Below are 20,522 nucleotides of genomic sequence, written 5' to 3' on the forward strand. Positions count from 1 at the left end.
AAATTAATTGACAATTCAAAAAATAGTGTTGACTTCATTCAGAATACGTACTATGATAGCAACAATTTAATAAATGTTTTAAGCGAATAGCTGAAAAACAGATTATTGTACATTACAGAAAGAAGTGAGAGTGTGGGGGAGCAATTTATTTTTCTTGACGGAAATTTAGTGAAAAAGGAAGATGCTAAAATTTCTGTTTATGATCATGGTTTTTTATACGGAGACGGTGTATTTGAAGGGATTCGCTCTTACAATGGTAACGTCTTTCGCTTACATGAACATTTAGTTCGATTATATGAATCAGCAAAGTCAATATTATTAGATATACCTTACACAATTGAAGAAATGACAGAAATTGTGAAAGATACTTTAAAAGCGAATCAGTTACAAAGTGCATACATTCGCCTAATTGTATCACGTGGTGTTGGAAACTTAGGAATAGATCCATCTACATGTAAGGTAGCAAGTGTAATCGTTATAGCAGAGCCGCTTGCATTATTCCCACCGCATTTATATGAAACGGGTATTTCAATTGTTTCAGCATCAAGTAGACGGAATCGTTCCGATGTCTTAAGTCCAAAAACGAAAACATTGAATTACTTAAATAATATTCTTGTAAAGCTAGAAGCGACACAAGCTGGTGTTTCCGAAGCAATGATGATGAATGACGAAGGTTATGTTGCTGAAGGCTCTGGAGATAACATCTTTATCGTAAAAGGAAATAAGTTGGTGACACCGCCAGGTTATATTGGTGCTCTAGAAGGTATTACACGTAATGCCATCTTAGAAGTTGCAAGACAAAGAGGTTATGTCGCTGAAGAAGGCGTATTTACAAGACATGATGTATATGTTGCTGATGAAGTCTTTCTAACAGGAACAGCTGCTGAAGTCATCGCAGTCGTAAATGTTGATGGTCGAATAATCGGCGATGGAAAACCAGGTAAAGTAACAAATGATATTTTAAAAGGTTTCCGTGATATCGTTGAAAAAGAGGGCGTCAAAGTATACGAAGAAGCTACAGTAAAATAAGGGGCGTTTCACATGAGAAGTGACATGATTAAAAAAGGAGTCGATCGTGCTCCTCACCGCAGTCTTCTATATGCTGCAGGTGTTAAAACAAGAGATTTAGATAAACCATTTATCGGAGTTTGTAACTCATATATTGATATTATTCCAGGACACGTTCATCTTCAAAAATTTGGTGAAGTTGTCAAACAAGCAATCCGTGAAGCTGGTGGTATTCCATTTGAATTTAATACGATTGGTGTGGATGACGGTATTGCAATGGGTCATATCGGAATGCGGTATTCATTGCCAAGTCGTGAGTTAATCGCAGATTCAGCCGAAACAGTTATCAATGCCCATTGGTTTGACGGTGTGTTTTACATACCAAACTGCGATAAGATCACACCAGGCATGTTAATGGCAGCTGTTCGTACAAATGTACCATCTGTTTTTGTATCAGGAGGACCAATGGAAGCAGGCGTTTCTTCAACTGGTGAACAGTTATCATTAACTTCCGTTTTCGAAGGTGTAGGTTCATATAAAAGTGGTTTAATGACTGCAGAAAAGCTAAAAGAGATTGAAGAAAGTGCATGTCCAACTTGTGGTTCTTGTTCAGGGATGTTCACAGCGAACTCTATGAACTCATTAATGGAAATGTTAGGTATGGCATTACCTGGCAATGGTACAATTGTTGCTACTTCGGAAGAAAGATATGAATTGATCAAAGAAGCGGCAAAACATTTAGTGAGAATGATTAAAGAGGACATCAAACCTCGTGACATCATTACGAAAGAAACAATTGATGATGCGTTTGCACTTGATATGGCGATGGGTGGTTCTACAAATACAGTTTTACATACATTGGCTATTGCACATGAGGCTGAAATCGACTACAACATCGAAGATATCAATAAAGTCGCAAAACGTGTCCCTTACTTAGCGAAAATAATGCCTGCATCAAACTACTCTATGCATGACGTTCATCTTGCTGGAGGCGTAAGTGCCATTATTAATGAGTTATGTAAGATTCCAGGTGCTATTCATAAAGATCGGATTACAGTATCAGGTAAAACGATTGAAGAACAGGTAAAAGGACATGAAATAACAAATACGAAAGTAATTCGTACAAAAGATGATCCATATAGTCCTGTAGGTGGCTTATCAGTTCTATTTGGTAATATCGCTCCAGACGGCGCCGTTATTAAAGTAGGTGCAGTTGACCCATCTATTAAAGAGTTTACTGGTGAAGCAATCGTATTTGATTCGCAAGAAGAAGCACAAGCAAGAATCGATGATGGAACGGTGCAAAAAGGTCATGTTGTCGTCATCCGTTACGAAGGTCCAAAAGGTGGACCAGGGATGCCAGAAATGTTAGCACCAACTTCTGCCATTATGGGTCGGGGCTTAGGTAAAGATGTTGCACTTATTACAGATGGACGTTTTTCAGGAGCATCTCGTGGTATTTCCATCGGTCATATTTCACCAGAAGCTGCAGACGGTGGTCCAATTGCGTTAGTCGAAAATGGAGACACGATTTCAATCGATTTGATTAATAGAACAATCGAGTTAAATGTTTCTGATGAAGTTTTAGCTGAAAGAAAATCCAAATTAAAACCATTTGAACCAAAGATTAAAAAAGGTTATCTAGCTCGTTATTCAAAACTCGTTACTTCCGCTTCTACTGGCGGCGTTATGAAAATATAATTCTTTCTAAAATTGAATATTGTTAAAACGTTGATGAGGTTAAAGGTATTAGAACCTTGTATTTACAGAGAGTCGGGTTGCTGAGAGCCGATGATACAACTAATACTGACATCCCCTCGGAGTGAGCTACTAAACGCATTGCAATTAGGTGGCTACGGGCGCATTCTTTTGTGCTCGTTAAGTAAAGAATAGAGTGATCTATTCATGAGGTAGTCTTTAAATGACTATAAAATAGGGTGGTACCATGGAAGCTTTTTTCATCCCTACGCAACAGGCTTTTTTTGCGTGGATGAAAAAGCTTTTTTATTTCTTAAAAAATCAATTTCCTAGGGAGGAGTTCAATGATGAATGCACAAGTTCCACTAAAGAAACAACAATCTGCAACTGATCAAGAAGTTGATCAAGAATGTAAGGCCAGTAAAACGGGTGCAGAGATTTTTGTCGAATCGTTGCAAAACCAAGATGTTGAAATAATATTCGGATATCCAGGTGGAGCCGTCTTACCATTATATGACGCAATTTACCGTAATCCGATTAAGCATATACTTGCTCGCCATGAACAAGGTGCTATTCATGCAGCTGAAGGTTATGCAAGAGTATCAGGGAAACCTGGGGTAGTCATTGCGACTTCTGGACCAGGTGCTACTAACTTAGTTACGGGTATCACTGATGCGATGATGGATTCTTTACCACTCGTTGTATTTACAGGTCAAGTTGCGACAACTGTTGTTGGTACGGATGCTTTCCAAGAAGCGGATATTATCGGAATTACTCAACCGATTACAAAACACAATTATCAAGTGAAAAATGTTCAGGACCTACCAAGAATCGTCAAAGAAGCTTTTCATATAGCTTCAACTGGACGTAAAGGACCTGTAGTCGTTGATATTCCAAAGAATATTGCAAATGCCATTTTTGATGTAGATGCAGTACAAGAAGCAACAATCAACTTGCCAGGCTATCAACCAACTTTACATCCAAACTATTTGCAAATTAAAAAAGCCGTAACATTGCTTAGTCAAGCAAAACAACCAGTCGTATTAGTTGGAGCGGGTGTGTTAGCAGCTGATGCATCAAAAGAATTAACTGAATTTGTAGAAAAATATAAATTCCCAGTAGTTAATACGCTTTTGGGCCTTGGTAGCATTGATGGAGATCATGAACTTTTCCTTGGAATGGCAGGTATGCATGGAACATTTACAGCTAATATGGCTATCAATAATTGCGATGTACTATTAAATATTGGTTCTCGCTTTGATGACCGTTTAACAGGTAATCTTAAGAAATTTGCTCCAAATGCAAAAGTCATTCATATCGATATTGATCCGGCTGAAATTGGTAAGAATGTACCTACTGAAATTCCAATTGTAGCTGATGCTAAAGAAGCATTACGATCATTGTTGGAACAACCATTTGAAGCTCAAGATTTAACTCTTTGGCATGAATATTTACACGAATGCCAAGAACAATATCCACTTTGGTACGGTGAAGATGGAGATGAAGCGATTTATCCACAATATGCAGTTGAAACGATTCATCGCCTTACTGATGGTGAAGCTATTATTACTACCGATGTAGGTCAACATCAAATGTGGACTGCTCAATATTATCAATTTAAAAAAGACCATCATTGGGTAACATCAGGTGGTTTAGGAACAATGGGCTTTGGTTTCCCAGCAGCAATTGGTGCTCAATTTGCTCATCCTGATCAAACAGTTATTTCCATCGTTGGTGATGCAGGGTTCCAGATGACAATACAAGAACTTGCATTGCTAAAAGAGTTCAAATTACCGGTGAAAATATTCATCTTAAATAACAGTTGCTTAGGTATGGTACGTCAATGGCAAGAAACTTTCTACGAAGAACGTTATTCTTCTTCCTTAATGCCTGTACAGCCAGACTTTGTCAAACTTGCTGAAGCTTATGGTATTAAAGGATACAAAGTAGATAAAGTGGAAGATGTTGAATCTGTATTTAAAAAAGCAATCGAATCAGATGAACCTGTATTGGTAGACTGTCGCGTAAAAGAATTGACATTAGTCAATCCAATGGTAGCACCAGGTAAAGGACTATCTGAAATGATTGGAGTGAAAAAAGGATGAGAAGAGTAATCACTGTTACGGTTATTAACCAAAGCGGCGTTTTAAACCGGGTTACTGGCTTATTGATGAAACGCCAATTTAATATTGAAAGTATCACTGTAGGTCATACAGAACAACAAGGCATTTCCAAAATGACGTTTATCGTCAATGTGGAAGATCAAGCAAAAATTGAACAACTTGTAAAACAAGTATCTAAACAAATCGATGTCATTAAAGTCACTGACATTACTGAAAAAGCAATCGTTATGAGAGAACTAGCACTTATTAAAATTGTTGCTCCACCGAATTTGCGTCCCGAAATCAATTCAATTGTTGAACCTTTCCGAGGATCCATCATTGATATGGGCAAAAATGTCATCACATATCAAATTGTTGGTAATCCAGAAAAGATTGATGCATTTATCGAATTGATTCGCCCGTATGGTATTAAAGAGTTGACACGAACAGGAGCCACAGCATTTGTTCGTGATGCTCAAGTAAAACCATTACCGCAACTTTCGATTTTACAATAAATATAAAAAACAAAAACAATTCAGGGGGAAATTAAAATGGCAAAATTGTATTATAACCAAGACATCAACGAGAAAGTACTAGAAGGAAAGAAAATCGCAATCATTGGTTACGGCTCTCAAGGTCACGCACATGCACAAAATCTTAAAGAATCAGGTTTTGATGTACGCGTAGGTATCCGTCCAGGGAAATCTGCTGAAAAAGCAAAAAATGATGGACTTGACGTGAAATCAGTTGCAGAAGCTGCTAAAGAAGCTGATGTAATCATGATCTTACTTCCAGATGAAAAACAAAAAGCAGTTTACGAAGCAGAAATCGCTCCAGGTCTTGAAGCGGGTAATGCTTTAGTATTCGCACATGGTTTCAACATCCATTACAAACAAATCGTACCTCCAGCTGATGTAGATGTATTCTTAGTAGCTCCTAAAGGTCCAGGACATCTAGTACGTCGCACATATGTATCTGGAGCAGGTGTTCCCGCTTTAGTAGGTGTATACCAAGATGCAACTGGTCAAGCAAAAGAAATTGGTCTTGCTTATGCAAAAGGTATTGGCGGCGCTCGTGCTGGTGTACTTGAAACAACATTCAGAGAAGAAACAGAAACAGATCTATTCGGTGAACAAGCGGTTTTATGTGGTGGTGTAACACATCTTATCAAAGCTGGTTTCGAAACATTAGTTGAAGCTGGATATGAACCAGAAAGTGCTTACTTCGAATGTCTACACGAAATGAAGTTAATCGTAGACCTAATCTACGAAGGAGGCTTCTGTAACATGCGTTACTCAATCTCAGATACTGCTGAATGGGGAGATTATGTATCAGGTCCTCGCGTAATTACAGAAGATGTAAAAGCGAATATGAAAGCTGTTTTAACAGATATCCAAAACGGTAAATTTGCGAAAGAATGGATTGAAGAAAACGAAACAGGTCGTCCAAAATATAACGCTATTAAAGAATCTGAAGCAAAACATCCAATCGAAAAAGTTGGAGAAGAACTACGCGGCATGATGCCATTTGTTGGCCAAAAAGTAAACAAAGAAACAGTAGGCACAAAAGCGTAAGAAGCTGCTTTTAAACTAAAAAGCTTTATAAATAGAAAACAAACCTTAAAGAAGCAAGGTCTCTTGCTTCTTTAAGTAAATTTAATAGAATATTTTCTTTATCTATTATGTTAAAAGGTTAAGTATTTGAGGGGGAGATATTATGGAAAAGAAAATCACGGTTTTACCCGGTGATGGTATTGGACCTGAAGTTGTTGCTTCAGCTGTAGAAGTATTAAAAGCTGTAGGAAAAAGATTTCAACATACATTTCATATCGCTTACGCAACGATTGGAGGTGCAGCAATCGATCAACATGAAGATCCACTTCCAAAAGAAACAATTGAGTTATGCGAACAAAGCGACGCGCTACTTTTGGGCGCAGTTGGGGGTCCAAAATGGGATCATAACCCAGCTGAACTAAGACCTGAAAAAGGCTTGCTTCGTATTCGTAAGCATTTTGATCTATTTTCAAATCTTCGTCCTGTACAGGCGATTCCATCTCTCATAAAATCTTCTCCTCTAAAAGATGATTTAGTAAATAAAGTAGATCTACTAATTGTTCGAGAGTTAACAGGAGGTTTATATTTTGGTGAACCCCGACAACGCACAAACGATGAAGCGTTAGATTCCCTAGTATATAGCCGTCCTGAAATTGAACGAATTGTTGAAAATGCATTTGAATTAGCAAAAGTAAGAAAAGGTAAGCTTACTTCTGTTGATAAAGCTAATGTACTTGATACTTCTAGATTATGGAGACAAATTGTGGATGAGAAAAAAGAAAAATATCCAGAGGTAGAAGTTGAGCATAGTTTAGTCGACTCAACTGCTATGAAGCTTATTACAAACCCAGGTGCATATGATGTCATTGTCACAGAAAATATGTTTGGCGATATTTTAAGTGATGAAGCATCAGTTATTACTGGATCACTTGGAGTACTTCCTTCTGCAAGTATTCGTTCTGATAATTTCGGTTTATATGAACCAGTCCACGGTTCTGCACCTGAAATTGCAGGAAAAGGAATTGCAAATCCAGCAGCAACGATTTTATCTGTTGCGATGATGCTTCGCTATTCATTTGGTTTACATGAAGAGGCTGCAGAAATTGAACGTGCAGTAAACGCAGTATACAGTGATGGCTACTATACTGCTGATCTTGCAACACCAGGAAGCCGTTCACTTACAACCAATGAATGGACAGAAAAAGTACTAAATGAGCTTGATACTAGTTTTGTTTCAGATAGTATTATGACTACTTATATATAGGAAAAAGGTGAAGAATAATGGGGAAAAATATTATAGAAAAAGTATGGGACCAACATGTAGTATACCATGAGGATGGTAAACCAGATTTACTCTACATCGATCTTCATTTAATTCACGAAGTTACCTCACCTCAAGCTTTTGAAGGACTTCGCCTAAATAATCGCAAAGTACGTCGACCAGATCTTTGCTTTGCAACGATGGATCATAACGTACCAACGCGTAATTTACCTATTATCAATGATCCGATTGCGAAAACACAGATCAACACATTAGCTAAAAACTGTGAAGAATTCGGCATTCAATTAGCAGATATGGGTCACCCAGATCAAGGGATAGTTCATGTAATTGGACCACAACTTGGTTTAACACAACCAGGTAAAACAATTGTATGTGGGGATTCACATACATCTACTCACGGTGCTTTTGGTGCTATAGCATTTGGTATCGGTACGAGTGAAGTAGAACATGTCTTATCTACTCAAACACTATGGCAAAGTAAACCTAAAACGATGCAAATACATGTAGAAGGCGAGCTTGGCTTTGGTGTAACAGCTAAAGACATTATTCTTGCCATCATCGCTAAATTTGGTATCGATGTAGGTACTGGACATATCGTTGAGTTTACTGGTGACGCTATTCATAAGTTGTCAATGGAAGAACGTATGACAATTTGTAATATGTCGATTGAAGCTGGAGCAAAAGCGGGTTTGATCAGCCCTGATGATATAACTGTTGACTATATTAAAGGACGTCGCTATGCCCCACAAGGTGAAAAATTTGAAGAAGCTAAACAATACTGGTTATCTTTAGCATCTGATGCGGATGCAACATATGACAAAACGCTTGTTATTCAAGCTTCAGAAATTGAACCATTTGTGACATGGGGAACGAATCCTTCAATGGGTAGTGGGATATCAAAATCCGTTCCGTATGCTTCAGATTTTAAAGATGAATCAGATAGACAATCATTACAAAAAGCACTAACTTATATGGATTTACAAGAAGGTACACCGTTAACAGACATTGAAATTCAACACGTGTTTATCGGTTCTTGTACGAACTCCCGTTTACACGATTTACGCGCTGCAGCTGCAGTGATTCAAGGTAAACACGTTCATCCAAATGTTCGAGCAATCGTTGTTCCGGGCTCATATTCAGTGAAAAAACTAGCGGAAGAAGAAGGATTAGATAAGATTTTCATAGAAGCTGGTTTCGAATGGCGTGAATCAGGATGTAGTATGTGTCTAGCTATGAATGAGGATGTAGTTCCAGCAGGTGAAAGATGTGCTTCAACTTCAAATCGTAATTTCGAAGGACGACAAGGTGCAGGTTCAAGAACGCATTTAGTCAGTCCACCAATGGCTGCAGCAGCTGCAATTGCTGGTCATTTTGTAGATGTTCGTGAAATCATGAATGTACCTGTGTGATGGAGGCGTAAAATATGGAACCTATTAATGTTGTAAAGAGTGTAATCACTCCTTTAAATCGAAAAAATGTCGATACCGATCAAATTATTTCAAAAGAATTTTTAAAACGCATCGAACGCACAGGTTTTGGACAGTATGTCTTTTACCATTGGCGTTTCGACCAAAATGGTAACCCGATTGAAGACTTTGTTTTAAATCAACCGCAATATAAAGGATCTAAAATCCTAGTGGCACATGAAAACTTTGGTTGTGGTTCATCTCGTGAACATGCACCATGGGCAATTTTAGATTATGGATTTAATGTAGTCGTAGCACCAAGCTTCGCAGATATCTTCCATAATAACTGTTTCAAGAATGGTATCTTACCAATCGAATTAAAAGTACCAGAAATTGAAGAGCTATTAGCAAAAGGTGAACAATCCGCACTAGAGGCTGAAGTAAATCTAGAAGCGCAAACCTTAACAGCTGACGGAAAAGAATATCACTTTGATATCGATCCATATTATAAAGAAATGTTACTTAACGGCTGGGATGAAATCGCACTCACTTTCAAATATGAAGATGCAATCGAAAAATTTGAAGCAAATCGAGTTGCGTTTTAGAAAAGCTTTATAAACTAGTATTATGAAAGTATATAATCAAATAACATCTTAAAAATGAAAGCCATGAAAATTTCTCAATCTCTAAAATTTTCATGGCTTGTTTTTGCTCTATATAAAATTCAGAAAATTGTATAAAATAACTAATTAAGATATTGTAAATTTACACATTTTCTAATGTTATTCATGTTAGAATTTATTACAATTAATGCTATAAAATGAATTATAGGAGTTGGGCTGTATGGATTATGGTGCATTTATAAATGAAGAATTTACTTTGAAACCACATTCTAGTAGGAAACTTGATAATTTAACATTTGCAGTGAAAGATGTTTATAACATAAAAGACTACAAGAATACAGCAGGTAATCCTAAATGGTTTGAAACTCATGCCCCTTCCAATAAAACAGCTAGAGCTTTAACCATGTTATTAGAGGAGGGAGCAACTCTTTCGGGTATAACGATTACGGATGAATTGATGTTCAGCCTAAATGGAGAAAATATACATTATGGGACACCGGTAAATCCTATTGACATGAATCGGATTCCAGGTGGTTCTTCTAGTGGTTCTGCAGTTGCTGTGGCAGCAGGTCTCGTAGATTTCTCGATAGGGACAGATACAGGTGGTTCCGTACGATTACCTTCATCTTATTGCGGGGTATACGGAATGCGTCCTTCCCACAATGACGTACCAATTGAGCAAGTCATACCACTTGCCCCAAGTTTTGATACGGTGGGATGGATGGCACGAGATTTAGAAACACTTATAAAAGTGGGGGACATTCTTTTACCTAAGGCGACAACTCCTAAAATAGATAAAATTTTGTTAGAGGAACAATGTTGGAGTTTTGTACAAGAACCTTATCAAACAATCCTTAAAGACGTTGTAGAAAATCTTCCATTTGAAAAAACGTACATAAATGTTACAGAAGGTGACTTATCTGAATGGACAAATTTGTTTAAAACCATTCAAGGAAAAGAAGCTTGGGATATTCATGGGGAATGGATTGAAAAATACAATCCACCGTTTGCACCAGCCATAGCTGATCGTTTTAAGAAAGCAAGTGAAGTGACGAAAGAGGACTATGAAGCTGCAAAGAGAAAACAAAATGAAATTATACTCAAAATGTGTGGGATTTTAAGTAATGATACGATTTTAATCGTACCAACTACAGCTACTGCCGCTCCTTTAAAAGGAGAAGATGCTTCATCTGTCGAAAAAACAAGAGCACAAGCATTAAAGATCAACTCCATAGCAGGTCTAGCGGAATTACCTCAAGTCACAATACCAATTCAAACAAATGATGGATTGTCTATTGGACTATCCCTAATAGCTGGAAAACATTTTGATCGATCATTGTTACAATTCGTCGCTCAACATCTATCGGGTGCGAAAGAAGGTAAGTTTACTTCAAATAAATAAATTAACTAAGGGGTGTTTGGAGATGACTTTACAATACCGTTCAACGGCAATGGGACAGTCTGCAATGGTGACTACGCCACATTATTTAGCTTCTCAGGCTGCATTATCTATTTTAAAACAAGGGGGAAATGCAGTTGAAGCTATGATTGCTGCTGCTTCAACAATAGGAGTTGTTTATCCTCATATGAATGGTATTGGAGGAGACAACTTTTGGTTAATCTACAATGCAAAAAAAGGTGAATTGAAGGCGATTAATAGTAGTGGTCGATCAAGTGAAAATGCTTCTATTGAATTTTATCAAAAAAAGGGGTTTGATAAGATTCCTTCTCGAGGGCCTCTTGCAGCAAATACAGTACCTGGAGCAATCGCTGGATGGCAAAAAGCGTATGATTATTCCAAAGAAGAAATAGGTGGACAATTGCAGTTTAACCTATTATTAAGTGAGGCCATACATTATGCAAAAGATGGCTTTCCGGTTACTCCTAGTCAAAGTTCTTGGACAAAAGTCAATTTAGATCCAGGTGATCAAGAGTTTCGAGCATTAGGGCGCTTTGATGAATTTTGCAGAATATTTTTAAACAATGGAAATGCGTATGAGCCAGGTCAAATTATGAAGCAAAGTGATCTCGCAGATACATTAGAAAATATAGCGCAATTTGGTGCGGACTATTTTTACAAAAGTGATTTTACAGCGAATTTAGTTAAAAATTTAAAAGAACAAGGTGGCATTTTAACGGAGGCAGATTTTCATGCACACTGTGCCGATTTTGTAGACCCATTATCAGTTGATTATCGAAGGTATCAAGTTTACAATTTACCACCAAATACTCAAGGTTTAGCATCTTTATCAATATTAAATATTCTTGAAAATATAGACTTATCTAATGTAGAAGAGGGGAGTGGGGAATACTACCATTACTTAGTGGAAGCGATTAAGTGTGCATTTAGAGACAGAGATGATTATATAACCGATCCAGATTTCACAAATATACCAATTGATGAATTATTAAGTAAAAAACGTGGTAAGCTATATGCTGATCAGATTAAATCAAGCGAAAAGCCACAAGCATTAGTGAAACTCGATCCAAAAGGTGATACTGTTTGGATGGGGATTGTTGATGATGAAGGAAATGCTGTAAGCTTTATCCAAAGTATTTATCATGAATTTGGTTCAGGCATTATTCCAAAAGGAACAGGAGTGTTGCTTCAAAATCGCGGGAGCTTCTTTTCATTAGACAATAATCATCTGAATGCACTTAAACCGCGAAAACGACCATTTCATACATTAAATCCTGCTATGTTATTACATAATGGAAAGCCAAAACTAATATACGGTACGATGGGTGGCGAAGGTCAACCTCAGACACAAGCAATGCTTGTAACACGTATCATTGATTATGGGATGAATGTTCAACAAGCAATCGAAGCACCACGGTTTTTGTACGGAAGGACATGGGGAGCCGCTTCCAACACTTTAAAATTAGAATCCCGTATAACTGGAAATGCCATCAATGATTTGCTATCAAAAGGTCATGAAATCGAGATTCTTGAACCATTTACAGAAGTTATGGGCCATGCAGGTGCTATATGGATTGCAGAAAATGAAGTGAAATATGGAGGGGCTGATCCTAGAGGTGACGGCATTGCAATAGGTTATTAAGGAGGCCAATATGGGAAAACAACAAGAAATATTCATCGCCTTTTTCCGCTCTGGTATTTTAGCGTTTGGTGGGGGGCCATCTGTAATACCGCTTATACAAAAAGAAGTAGTAGAAAAATATAAAATGATGGATGATGAGGAATTTGCGAATGTTGTTTCAATCGCAAATACTTTACCGGGGCCAATTGCCACTAAATTAGCAGGATATATCGGAAAGCGGATGGGTGGAATTTGGGGATGCTTGAATGCTTTAATAGCATCCGTGTTACCGACTGTTTTAGCAATGATTATCCTATTGGCATCACTTACACAGTTTTCAAAATTTAGCTTTGTAGAAAGCATGACAAAAGGTGTCGTGCCAATCGTAGCAGCGATGATGTTAGGAATGACAGTTGATTTTCTTAAAAAGTCATATAAGAAATTAGGCTGGCTGATTGCATTGATTATTTTAATCCCTAGTGCAGTTGGTATTTTATTATTAGGAGTACATCCTGGCATTGTTATTGGAATATTGCTCGTACTATCATTAGTACTTCCTGTAAAAGGAGGTCATGAATCTTGATCTATTGGCAATTATTTTTATCATTTTTTATCTGTAATATATTAGGATATGGCGGAGGCCCAGCAACAATTCCACTAATTCAACATGATGTCGTAGATAAGTATGGCTGGATGACCAATCATGAATTTAGTAATGCATTAGCTTTCGGAAACTCTCTACCTGGTCCAATCGCTACAAAAATGGCAGGCTACATCGGCTACGAACAAGCAGGGATTATTGGTGCGGTTATTGCTTTATTTGCTACCATTGCGCCTTCGCTTATTATCATGATTCTACTATTAAATATTTTAAATCGATACCGAGATTCCGCTCGTGTAAAACGCTTGTCTACTTTTGTATTACCAGCAATAACTGTATTAATGGCACAGTTAACATTTGATTTTTTTAATACGTCTAGACAATCTATTGGTATTCTAGTGACGCTCATCTTAGGCGTTATAAGTTATATAGCACTTGAAAAATTTAAAATCCATCCTGTTTTCGTAATCGTTGTAGGATTAGTAATTGGCGGATTTTTCTTATAGACAATCTAAGAGAAATGGGGGCTACTCTAATCAATGAGTAGCTCTTTTTTTATCTATAAAATTATTTGGATAGATTCCAAGAGTTATGGAAAAACATCCGCTAGCTCTCAAAGCTACTTCAAAAACAAGCACAGTCCTTCAAAACTAAATCATTCTAAAAATAAACACAAAATAGAGTAATGTTCTTACACTCACCAAATAGCTTAAAATGACAACATTTCAAAAGAGATTTAATTACTAAATTAAGTATATAATTCACTTAAATCTACCTAATTGATAGAATTGATTCTATTACCGAAATAGTTTGAAAATATTAAATTATAAGTGTACTATATTATACATGGATAAGGTCATCTGATGACTGTACGTCCAATGAAGGGGGATTATTAATGAAAGTTTCATTATTTGCAACATGTATAGTAGATATGTTTCAAACGGATGTGGGGAAAGCAACAGTAGAACTATTAGAGAGATTAGGCTGTGAAGTTGTATTCCCTAAAGGTCAGGTTTGTTGCGGGCAACCTGCCTATAACTCAGGCTATGTAAAGAACGCAAAAGAACCAATGAAAAAAATGATTGAAGCTTTTGAAGATGCAGAAGTGATTGTAGCACCATCTGGGTCATGCGCATTCATGTTCAAAGAGTATCCAAAAGTATTCAAAGATGATCCTATATATTTTGAAAAAGCAAAAAAAGTCGCAGCAAAAACATATGAATTGACCGATTTTATCGTCAATGTATTAAAAATAGAGGATGTAGGTGCAAAGTTAGAAGGAAAAGCTACTTACCATCCATCATGTCATATGACTAGACTTTTAGGTGTTTCTGAATCGCCAAGAAAACTATTAAGTCACGTTGATGGACTAGAAATGGTAGATTTGCCAAATAGTTTTAATTGTTGTGGGTTTGGCGGAACATTCTCAGTGAAAATGGGCAATATATCCGAACAAATGGTTGATGAAAAGGTAGACTGTACTTTGCAAACTGGTGCAGATTATTTAATCGGTGCAGACGGTGGTTGTTTGATGAATATCGGAGGTCGTATGCAACGTCGCGAGGAAAATGTAAAAGTAATGCATATTGCGGAAGTACTTAATCATCATTAAAGAGGGGAGGAAACTATATGTCTATCAAATATAACGATCAAAAATTTAAAGATAACGTTGAAGAAAACTTAAAAAATACATTTATGAGAGGTGCAGTTGTATCCGCTCAAAATCGTTTAAGAACAGGTCGTCTAAATGCAGCAGAAGAATTAGGCGATTGGGAAGAATGGCGAAACCATGGAGAAGAAATTCGCCAACATGTTCTCAATAATCTAGATTATTATCTAAACGAGTTAGCTGACAATGTTGAAAAAGCTGGTGGTCATGTATTTTTTGCAAAAACACCAAAAGATGCGACAGATTATATTCAACAAGTGGTGAAGGAAAAGAATGCTAAGAAAATTGTTAAATCGAAGTCGATGGTAACAGAAGAAATTAGCTTAAACGAAGCACTTGAAGATATAGGATGTAATGTTGTTGAAACGGATTTAGGCGAATATATTCTACAAACTGATAATCATGATAAGCCTTCACATATTGTAGCACCAGCATTACATAAAAATGCGCATCAAGTAAAAGATGTATTTGTTGACAAGCTAGGGTACGATCCAGAAAAACCTGCTGAAGCAGCAGATCTAGCAAGACACGTTCGTTCTATACTAAGAAACGACTTTTTAACAGCTGATGTTGGTATTACAGGATGTAACTTTGCCGTTGCAGAATCTGGTTCGATTAGTCTTGTGACAAACGAGGGAAATGCAGGGATGGTAACGACTATTCCAAAAACGCAAATAACAGTTATGGGTATGGAAAGAATCGTACCTACATTTGAAGAATTAGAAGTTTTAGTCAATATGCTTACTAGAAGTGCAGTAGGTCAAAAATTACCTAGTTATGTCAATGTCATTACTGGTCCACGTAAACCAGGTGAAACGGATGGACCAGAAGATTTTCATTTAGTCATTGTAGATAATGGTCGTTCAGATATTTTAGGAACCGACTTCCAATCCATTTTACAATGTATTCGCTGTGCTGCTTGTGTTAATGTATGCCCAGTCTATCGACACATTGGCGGACATTCCTATAACTCAATCTATTCTGGCCCTATCGGAGCAGTTCTAACACCGTTACTTGACGGTTATGATCAACATAAAGAATTACCATATGCATCATCTCTTTGTGGAGCTTGTTCGGAAGCATGTCCTGTTAAAATCCCACTACACGAGTTACTTTTAAAACATCGCGAAAGAATTGTTGAAATTGAAGGGAAAGCACCAATTTCAGAAGCGATGTTGATGAAAGCATTTAGTTTAGGCGGCTCTTCAAGTTCTATATACGCAACGGGTGCTAAAATCGCTTCTAGAGTTATCTCGCCAATTGCAAAAAATGGTAAAATTTCAAAAGGGCCAGGACCGTTAAAAGCTTGGACCGAAATACGTGACTTCCCAGCGCCTAAAAAAGAACGATTAAGAGACTGGTTTAAAGAACATGAAAAGGGAAGTGACAAAAAATGATTCAAAACCGTGAAGAATTTTTAACAGCTATTGGGCAATCACTTGGCCGTCCTGTTAATACATCCAAAAAGCCAGAAAGAAATTGGAAATATGCTCCTCAAAAAAAGGGATATGAAGGATTAACAAATGATGAACTACTTGCAATTCTTGAAGTACAATGCAAGAACATTCATACGGATGTTATCAAAACAACAGCGAGTCAATTACCACAAATATTAGATCAAGTAGTTGAAAATTATAATGGTGGTTCCATATCGATGTGGCAAGATCCACGATTTGAACAATACCAATTACAAAACCTTTATAATGATCAGTGGATTGAAAAAGGTTACGACGTGCATCTTTGGAAAGAAGAACTAGCAGAGCAAAACATTCAAAATGCAGAGAAAGCGAATATCGGTATCACTTTTGCAGAGAACGTTTTAGCTGAATCTGGTACAGTTGTATTATATTCTAACCAACATCATGGTAAATCAGTTGGGCTATTACCGACTAATTTTGTAGCTATTGTGAAAAAAAGTACAATCGTTCCACGCATGACTCAAGTTTCCGAAGCCTTAACGAAGCGTGTAGAAAATGGAGAAGTTTTACCATCTGCAATAGATTTTGTTTCAGGACCAAGTAATTCCGCTGATATAGAGATGAAATTAGTTGTCGGTGTTCACGGACCAATACACGCGACATATATTGTTTTAACCGACCAATAATGTGAATAAATTCTCGGAAATTGCTAAGCCTAAGTTGGATATTTTAAAAAAGTGTTTTAAGCATCTCTGTCTGTGTAATCATTAGAATGACCCAAACGGAATTTTATATCCACACTAATCCTCTAGAGATGCACGATTAAAAAGAAGGAATGTTTTTACTATAGAAAGAAGGGAGGATGTTATGAATTCAATTTTTTTCTATGATGGAGACTGTGGATTTTGTCAACAATCCGTTCAATTTGTTTTAAAACATGAGCGGAAACATTCTTTGAGTTTCGCTTCCTTACAAGGGGAAGTAGCTGCAAAATTATTGCCACAAGATTTAACACAAAATCTGGATTCTGTCGTTGTTTATCAAAATGGAAAAGTGTTAACTGAATCCGATGCAATACTTTTAATAGTAAGGAAATTAAAATTTCCTTTTATCATTCTTCTTATTTTTAAATTAGTGCCGGTTTCAATTCGCAATTATTTTTACCAATTAGTTGCAAGAAATCGTTATAAATTTACAGGATTAAGTAAAATGTGTAAAATTCCCGATGAAATTCATCGAAAACGCTTTCTTAACTAAAGGTCATTCAAAAAATTTATAACAAAGTATAATTTTAATGTTATTTACTTATGTATAATAATCGCTTATTATTGTGTGTGGAGAAAAGTAGCTCAATTATTTAAGCCTTTTCATAAGTTAATTAGAGGGGGAACCGAACAATGGCAAACAAAAACTTGCATAACAGTCGCTCTTCATTTGAAGTTAACGGTAAAACTTATAACTTTTATCGTTTAGCTGCAATCGAAGAAGCAGGCGTTGCAAAAGTATCACGCCTTCCTTATTCAATCAAAGTATTATTAGAATCAGTATTACGTCAATATGATGGTTACGTAATCAAAGAAGAACACGTAGACAATTTGGCTAAATGGGGTAAAGATTCAGATGCAAATGCTGAAGTACCTTTCAAACCATCTCGTGTTGTACTTCAAGATTTCACTGGTGTACCAGTAGTAGTTGATTTAACATCACTACGTACAGCTATGAAAGAAATGGGCGGCGACCCTAACGAAATCAACCCTGCAATTCCAGTTGATTTAGTTATCGACCACTCAGTTCAAGTTGATAAATACGGTAACTCTTCAGCTTTACAAGCTAACATGGATCTTGAATTTGAACGTAATGCAGAACGTTACAACTTCCTTAAATGGGCTCAAACTGCATATGATAATTTCCGTGCTGTTCCACCAGCAACTGGTATCGTTCACCAAGTAAACTTAGAGTATTTAGCTCCAGTTGTACATGTAAACGAAAATGCTGATGGTACATTCGAAACTTTCCCAGATTCAGTTGTAGGTACTGACTCTCATACTACAATGATCAACGGTCTAGGCGTTCTTGGTTGGGGCGTTGGTGGTATCGAAGCCGAAGCAGGTATGCTTGGACAACCTTCATACTTCCCAATTCCAGAAGTTATTGGTGTAAAACTAACTGGTAAACTTCCAAGTGGTTCTACAGCTACTGACTTAGCTCTTAAAGTTACACAAGAACTTCGTAAAAAAGGTGTTGTAGGTAAATTCGTTGAGTTCTTCGGACCTGGCGTACCTGAACTTCCTTTAGCTGACCGTGCAACAATCTCTAATATGGCTCCTGAATACGGCGCAACTTGTGGTTACTTCGCAATTGACAATGTATCACTTGATTACATGCGTTTAACAGGTCGTGACGAAGAACATATCAAAGTTGTTGAAGCTTACTTAAAAGCAAACAACATGTTCTTTGACCCAGAATTAGAACCAACTTACACTGACGTTGTAGAAATCAACTTAGCAGATATCGAATCAAACCTTTCAGGTCCAAAACGTCCACAAGACTTGATTCCACTTTCTGAAATGAAAAAACGCTACCACGAAGTAGTAGTTGCTCCAGCTGGTGTTCAAGGCTTCGGTTTAACTGAAGAAGAATTCACTAAAACTGCAACTGCTAAATTTGCAGATGGCGATGTAGAAATCCCAGCAGGTGCTGTTGGTATTGCTGCAATCACTTCTTGTACAAATACTTCAAACCCTTACGTTTTAATCGCTGCAGGTCTTGTTGCGAAAAAAGCTGTTGAAAAAGGCTTAGAAGTTCCTAAATGGGTTAAAACTTCATTGGCACCAGGATCAAAAGTTGTTACTGGTTACTTAAAAGACGCTGGTTTACAACCATACCTTGATCAACTTGGTTTCAACATCGTAGGTTACGGCTGTACTACATGTATCGGTAACTCAGGTCCATTACTTCCTGAAATCGAAGATGCAATCAGATCTAACGATTTATTCGTAACATCTGTACTTTCTGGTAACCGTAACTTCGAAGGTCGTGTACACCCATTAGTAAAAGCTAACTACTTAGCTTCACCTCCATTGGTTGTTGCTTATGCATTAGCTGGTACTGTAGATGTTGACCTACGTAAAGATTCATTCGGTAAAGACAAAGATGGTAAAGACGTATTCTTCGATGATATCTGGCCATCAGCTGACGAAGTAAACGCAGTACTTTCTAAAGTTGTTACTCGTGAATTATTCCAAAAAGAATATGAAACAGTATTCAACGCAAACGAAAAATGGAATGCAATTGAAATTTCATCTGACTCATTATATGAATTTGATGACAAATCAACTTACATCCAAAACCCACCATTCTTCCAACACTTATCTGCTAAACCAGAAGATATCCAAACACTTTCTGGCTTACGTGTGTTAGCTAAATTTGGTGATTCTATTACAACTGACCACATTTCTCCTGCAGGTGCAATTGGTAAAGATACTCCTGCTGGTAAATACTTACGTGAAAACGGTGTAGAACCACGTAACTTCAACTCTTACGGTTCTCGTCGTGGTAACCACGAAGTAATGATGCGTGGTACATTTGCAAACATCCGTATCCGTAACCAAATCGCTCCAGGTACAGAAGGTGGCTTCACTACTTACTGGCCAACAGGCGAAGTGGAATACATCTATGATGCAGCAATGAAATACGCTAAAAACCACACAGGTTTAGTAGTACTTGCTGGTAAAGATTACGGTATGGGTTCTTCACGTGACTGGGCAGCTAAAGGTACTAACCTTCTAGGTGTTAAAACAGTTATCGCTGAATCTTACGAACGTATCCACCGTTCTAACCTAGTAATGATGGGTGTTCTTCCATTACAATTTGTTGATGGTCAAAACGCTGAATCTCTAGGCCTTACTGGTGAAGAAACATTTGCAGTTAACATCGCTGAAGGTGTTAAACCTCGTGATATCTTAACTGTAACAGCAACTGCTAAAGATGGTTCTACAAAACAATTCAAAGCACTTGCTCGTTTCGACTCAGAAGTGGAAGTAGATTACTACCGTAACGGCGGTATCCTACAAATGGTATTACGTAACAAATTAGCTAAATAAGTTAATCATAGGTAATAC

The 20,522-nt window shown here is 37.2% G+C and carries 17 protein-coding genes and 1 other annotated feature; all 17 genes read left to right on the forward strand.

Going from position 1 to position 20,522, the window contains the following annotated elements; genetic code table 11:
• Window positions 1–132: 132 nt before the first annotated feature.
• The 17 genes from ilvE to acnA all read left to right on the forward strand — a co-directional run bounded on the left by ilvE (window position 133) and on the right by acnA (window position 20,504).
• Window positions 133–1,029, forward strand: coding sequence for a branched-chain-amino-acid transaminase (gene ilvE, locus Q0977_RS02995; protein WP_299510479.1), 897 nt, complete (start codon window positions 133–135; stop codon window positions 1,027–1,029).
• A gap of 12 nt (window positions 1,030–1,041) precedes the next feature.
• A complete protein-coding gene (gene ilvD, locus Q0977_RS03000) occupies window positions 1,042–2,709 on the forward strand; it encodes a dihydroxy-acid dehydratase (RefSeq protein WP_119415719.1) in 1,668 nt (555 codons plus the stop codon).
• Window positions 2,710–2,730: 21 nt separating this feature from the next.
• Window positions 2,731–2,977, forward strand: a binding site (T-box leader).
• Between the two features lie 76 nt (window positions 2,978–3,053).
• Window positions 3,054–4,811, forward strand: a complete 1,758-nt coding sequence (gene ilvB, locus Q0977_RS03005) for a biosynthetic-type acetolactate synthase large subunit (RefSeq protein WP_119415748.1) — start codon at window positions 3,054–3,056, stop codon at window positions 4,809–4,811.
• A complete protein-coding gene (gene ilvN / locus Q0977_RS03010) occupies window positions 4,808–5,323 on the forward strand; it encodes an acetolactate synthase small subunit (RefSeq protein ID WP_124217042.1) in 516 nt (171 codons plus the stop codon). Before ilvB ends, ilvN begins: the two co-directional genes overlap by 4 nt.
• A 36-nt stretch (window positions 5,324–5,359) precedes the next feature.
• A complete protein-coding gene (gene ilvC, locus Q0977_RS03015) occupies window positions 5,360–6,382 on the forward strand; it encodes a ketol-acid reductoisomerase (protein ID WP_299510483.1) in 1,023 nt (340 codons plus the stop codon).
• Between the two features lie 142 nt (window positions 6,383–6,524).
• The gene (leuB, locus tag Q0977_RS03020; protein ID WP_299510485.1) at window positions 6,525–7,625 is read left to right on the forward strand and encodes a 3-isopropylmalate dehydrogenase; all 1,101 of its coding nucleotides are present in this window, start codon (window positions 6,525–6,527) and stop codon (window positions 7,623–7,625) included.
• A gap of 17 nt (window positions 7,626–7,642) precedes the next feature.
• Window positions 7,643–9,052, forward strand: coding sequence for a 3-isopropylmalate dehydratase large subunit (gene leuC / locus Q0977_RS03025; RefSeq protein WP_124217043.1), 1,410 nt, complete (start codon window positions 7,643–7,645; stop codon window positions 9,050–9,052).
• Window positions 9,053–9,066: 14 nt separating this feature from the next.
• Complete coding sequence (gene leuD / locus Q0977_RS03030) at window positions 9,067–9,654, forward strand: 3-isopropylmalate dehydratase small subunit (RefSeq protein ID WP_119415724.1); 588 nt, start codon at window positions 9,067–9,069, stop codon at window positions 9,652–9,654.
• A 238-nt stretch (window positions 9,655–9,892) separates the two neighbouring features.
• Window positions 9,893–11,074: an amidase gene (locus Q0977_RS03035; RefSeq protein ID WP_299510489.1), complete on the forward strand. Its 1,182-nt coding sequence runs from the start codon at window positions 9,893–9,895 to the stop codon at window positions 11,072–11,074.
• Window positions 11,075–11,096: 22 nt separating this feature from the next.
• A complete protein-coding gene (ggt, locus tag Q0977_RS03040) occupies window positions 11,097–12,734 on the forward strand; it encodes a gamma-glutamyltransferase (protein ID WP_299510490.1) in 1,638 nt (545 codons plus the stop codon).
• Between the two features lie 10 nt (window positions 12,735–12,744).
• Window positions 12,745–13,296: a chromate transporter gene (locus Q0977_RS03045; protein WP_299510492.1), complete on the forward strand. Its 552-nt coding sequence runs from the start codon at window positions 12,745–12,747 to the stop codon at window positions 13,294–13,296.
• On the forward strand, window positions 13,293–13,820 hold the full coding sequence (locus Q0977_RS03050; RefSeq protein WP_299510494.1) for a chromate transporter: 528 nt from the start codon (window positions 13,293–13,295) through the stop codon (window positions 13,818–13,820). Before Q0977_RS03045 ends, Q0977_RS03050 begins: the two co-directional genes overlap by 4 nt.
• Window positions 13,821–14,209: 389 nt before the next feature.
• Window positions 14,210–14,926, forward strand: a complete 717-nt coding sequence (locus Q0977_RS03055) for a (Fe-S)-binding protein (RefSeq protein ID WP_124217047.1) — start codon at window positions 14,210–14,212, stop codon at window positions 14,924–14,926.
• A 17-nt stretch (window positions 14,927–14,943) separates the two neighbouring features.
• Window positions 14,944–16,380 carry a LutB/LldF family L-lactate oxidation iron-sulfur protein gene (locus tag Q0977_RS03060; protein ID WP_299510497.1) on the forward strand — a complete coding sequence of 479 codons (1,437 nt, stop codon included), beginning with the start codon at window positions 14,944–14,946 and terminating at the stop codon, window positions 16,378–16,380.
• Entirely contained in the window at window positions 16,377–17,087 is a 711-nt protein-coding gene (locus Q0977_RS03065) for a lactate utilization protein C (protein WP_299510499.1), read from the forward strand. Before Q0977_RS03060 ends, Q0977_RS03065 begins: the two co-directional genes overlap by 4 nt.
• A gap of 181 nt (window positions 17,088–17,268) precedes the next feature.
• Window positions 17,269–17,658, forward strand: a complete 390-nt coding sequence (locus Q0977_RS03070) for a thiol-disulfide oxidoreductase DCC family protein (RefSeq protein WP_299510501.1) — start codon at window positions 17,269–17,271, stop codon at window positions 17,656–17,658.
• A 140-nt stretch (window positions 17,659–17,798) separates the two neighbouring features.
• Window positions 17,799–20,504, forward strand: coding sequence for an aconitate hydratase AcnA (gene acnA / locus Q0977_RS03075; RefSeq protein ID WP_124217050.1), 2,706 nt, complete (start codon window positions 17,799–17,801; stop codon window positions 20,502–20,504).
• Window positions 20,505–20,522: the final 18 nt, after the last annotated feature.

Origin of the sequence: uncultured Rummeliibacillus sp., assembly GCF_934216135.1 — a bacterium.
Classification (GTDB): Bacteria; Bacillota; Bacilli; order Bacillales_A; family Planococcaceae; genus Rummeliibacillus.

Coding starts and splice junctions, on each gene's coding strand:
- ilvD (WP_119415719.1), top strand. CDS start 1,042: ATGAGAAGTGACATGATTAAAAAAGGAGTCGATCGTGCTCCTCACCGC.
- ilvB (WP_119415748.1), top strand. CDS start 3,054: ATGAATGCACAAGTTCCACTAAAGAAACAACAATCTGCAACTGATCAA.
- ilvN (WP_124217042.1), top strand. CDS start 4,808: ATGAGAAGAGTAATCACTGTTACGGTTATTAACCAAAGCGGCGTTTTA.
- ilvC (WP_299510483.1), top strand. CDS start 5,360: ATGGCAAAATTGTATTATAACCAAGACATCAACGAGAAAGTACTAGAA.
- leuB (WP_299510485.1), top strand. CDS start 6,525: ATGGAAAAGAAAATCACGGTTTTACCCGGTGATGGTATTGGACCTGAA.
- leuC (WP_124217043.1), top strand. CDS start 7,643: ATGGGGAAAAATATTATAGAAAAAGTATGGGACCAACATGTAGTATAC.
- leuD (WP_119415724.1), top strand. CDS start 9,067: ATGGAACCTATTAATGTTGTAAAGAGTGTAATCACTCCTTTAAATCGA.
- Q0977_RS03035 (WP_299510489.1), top strand. CDS start 9,893: ATGGATTATGGTGCATTTATAAATGAAGAATTTACTTTGAAACCACAT.
- ggt (WP_299510490.1), top strand. CDS start 11,097: ATGACTTTACAATACCGTTCAACGGCAATGGGACAGTCTGCAATGGTG.
- Q0977_RS03045 (WP_299510492.1), top strand. CDS start 12,745: ATGGGAAAACAACAAGAAATATTCATCGCCTTTTTCCGCTCTGGTATT.
- Q0977_RS03055 (WP_124217047.1), top strand. CDS start 14,210: ATGAAAGTTTCATTATTTGCAACATGTATAGTAGATATGTTTCAAACG.
- Q0977_RS03060 (WP_299510497.1), top strand. CDS start 14,944: ATGTCTATCAAATATAACGATCAAAAATTTAAAGATAACGTTGAAGAA.
- Q0977_RS03065 (WP_299510499.1), top strand. CDS start 16,377: ATGATTCAAAACCGTGAAGAATTTTTAACAGCTATTGGGCAATCACTT.
- Q0977_RS03070 (WP_299510501.1), top strand. CDS start 17,269: ATGAATTCAATTTTTTTCTATGATGGAGACTGTGGATTTTGTCAACAA.
- acnA (WP_124217050.1), top strand. CDS start 17,799: ATGGCAAACAAAAACTTGCATAACAGTCGCTCTTCATTTGAAGTTAAC.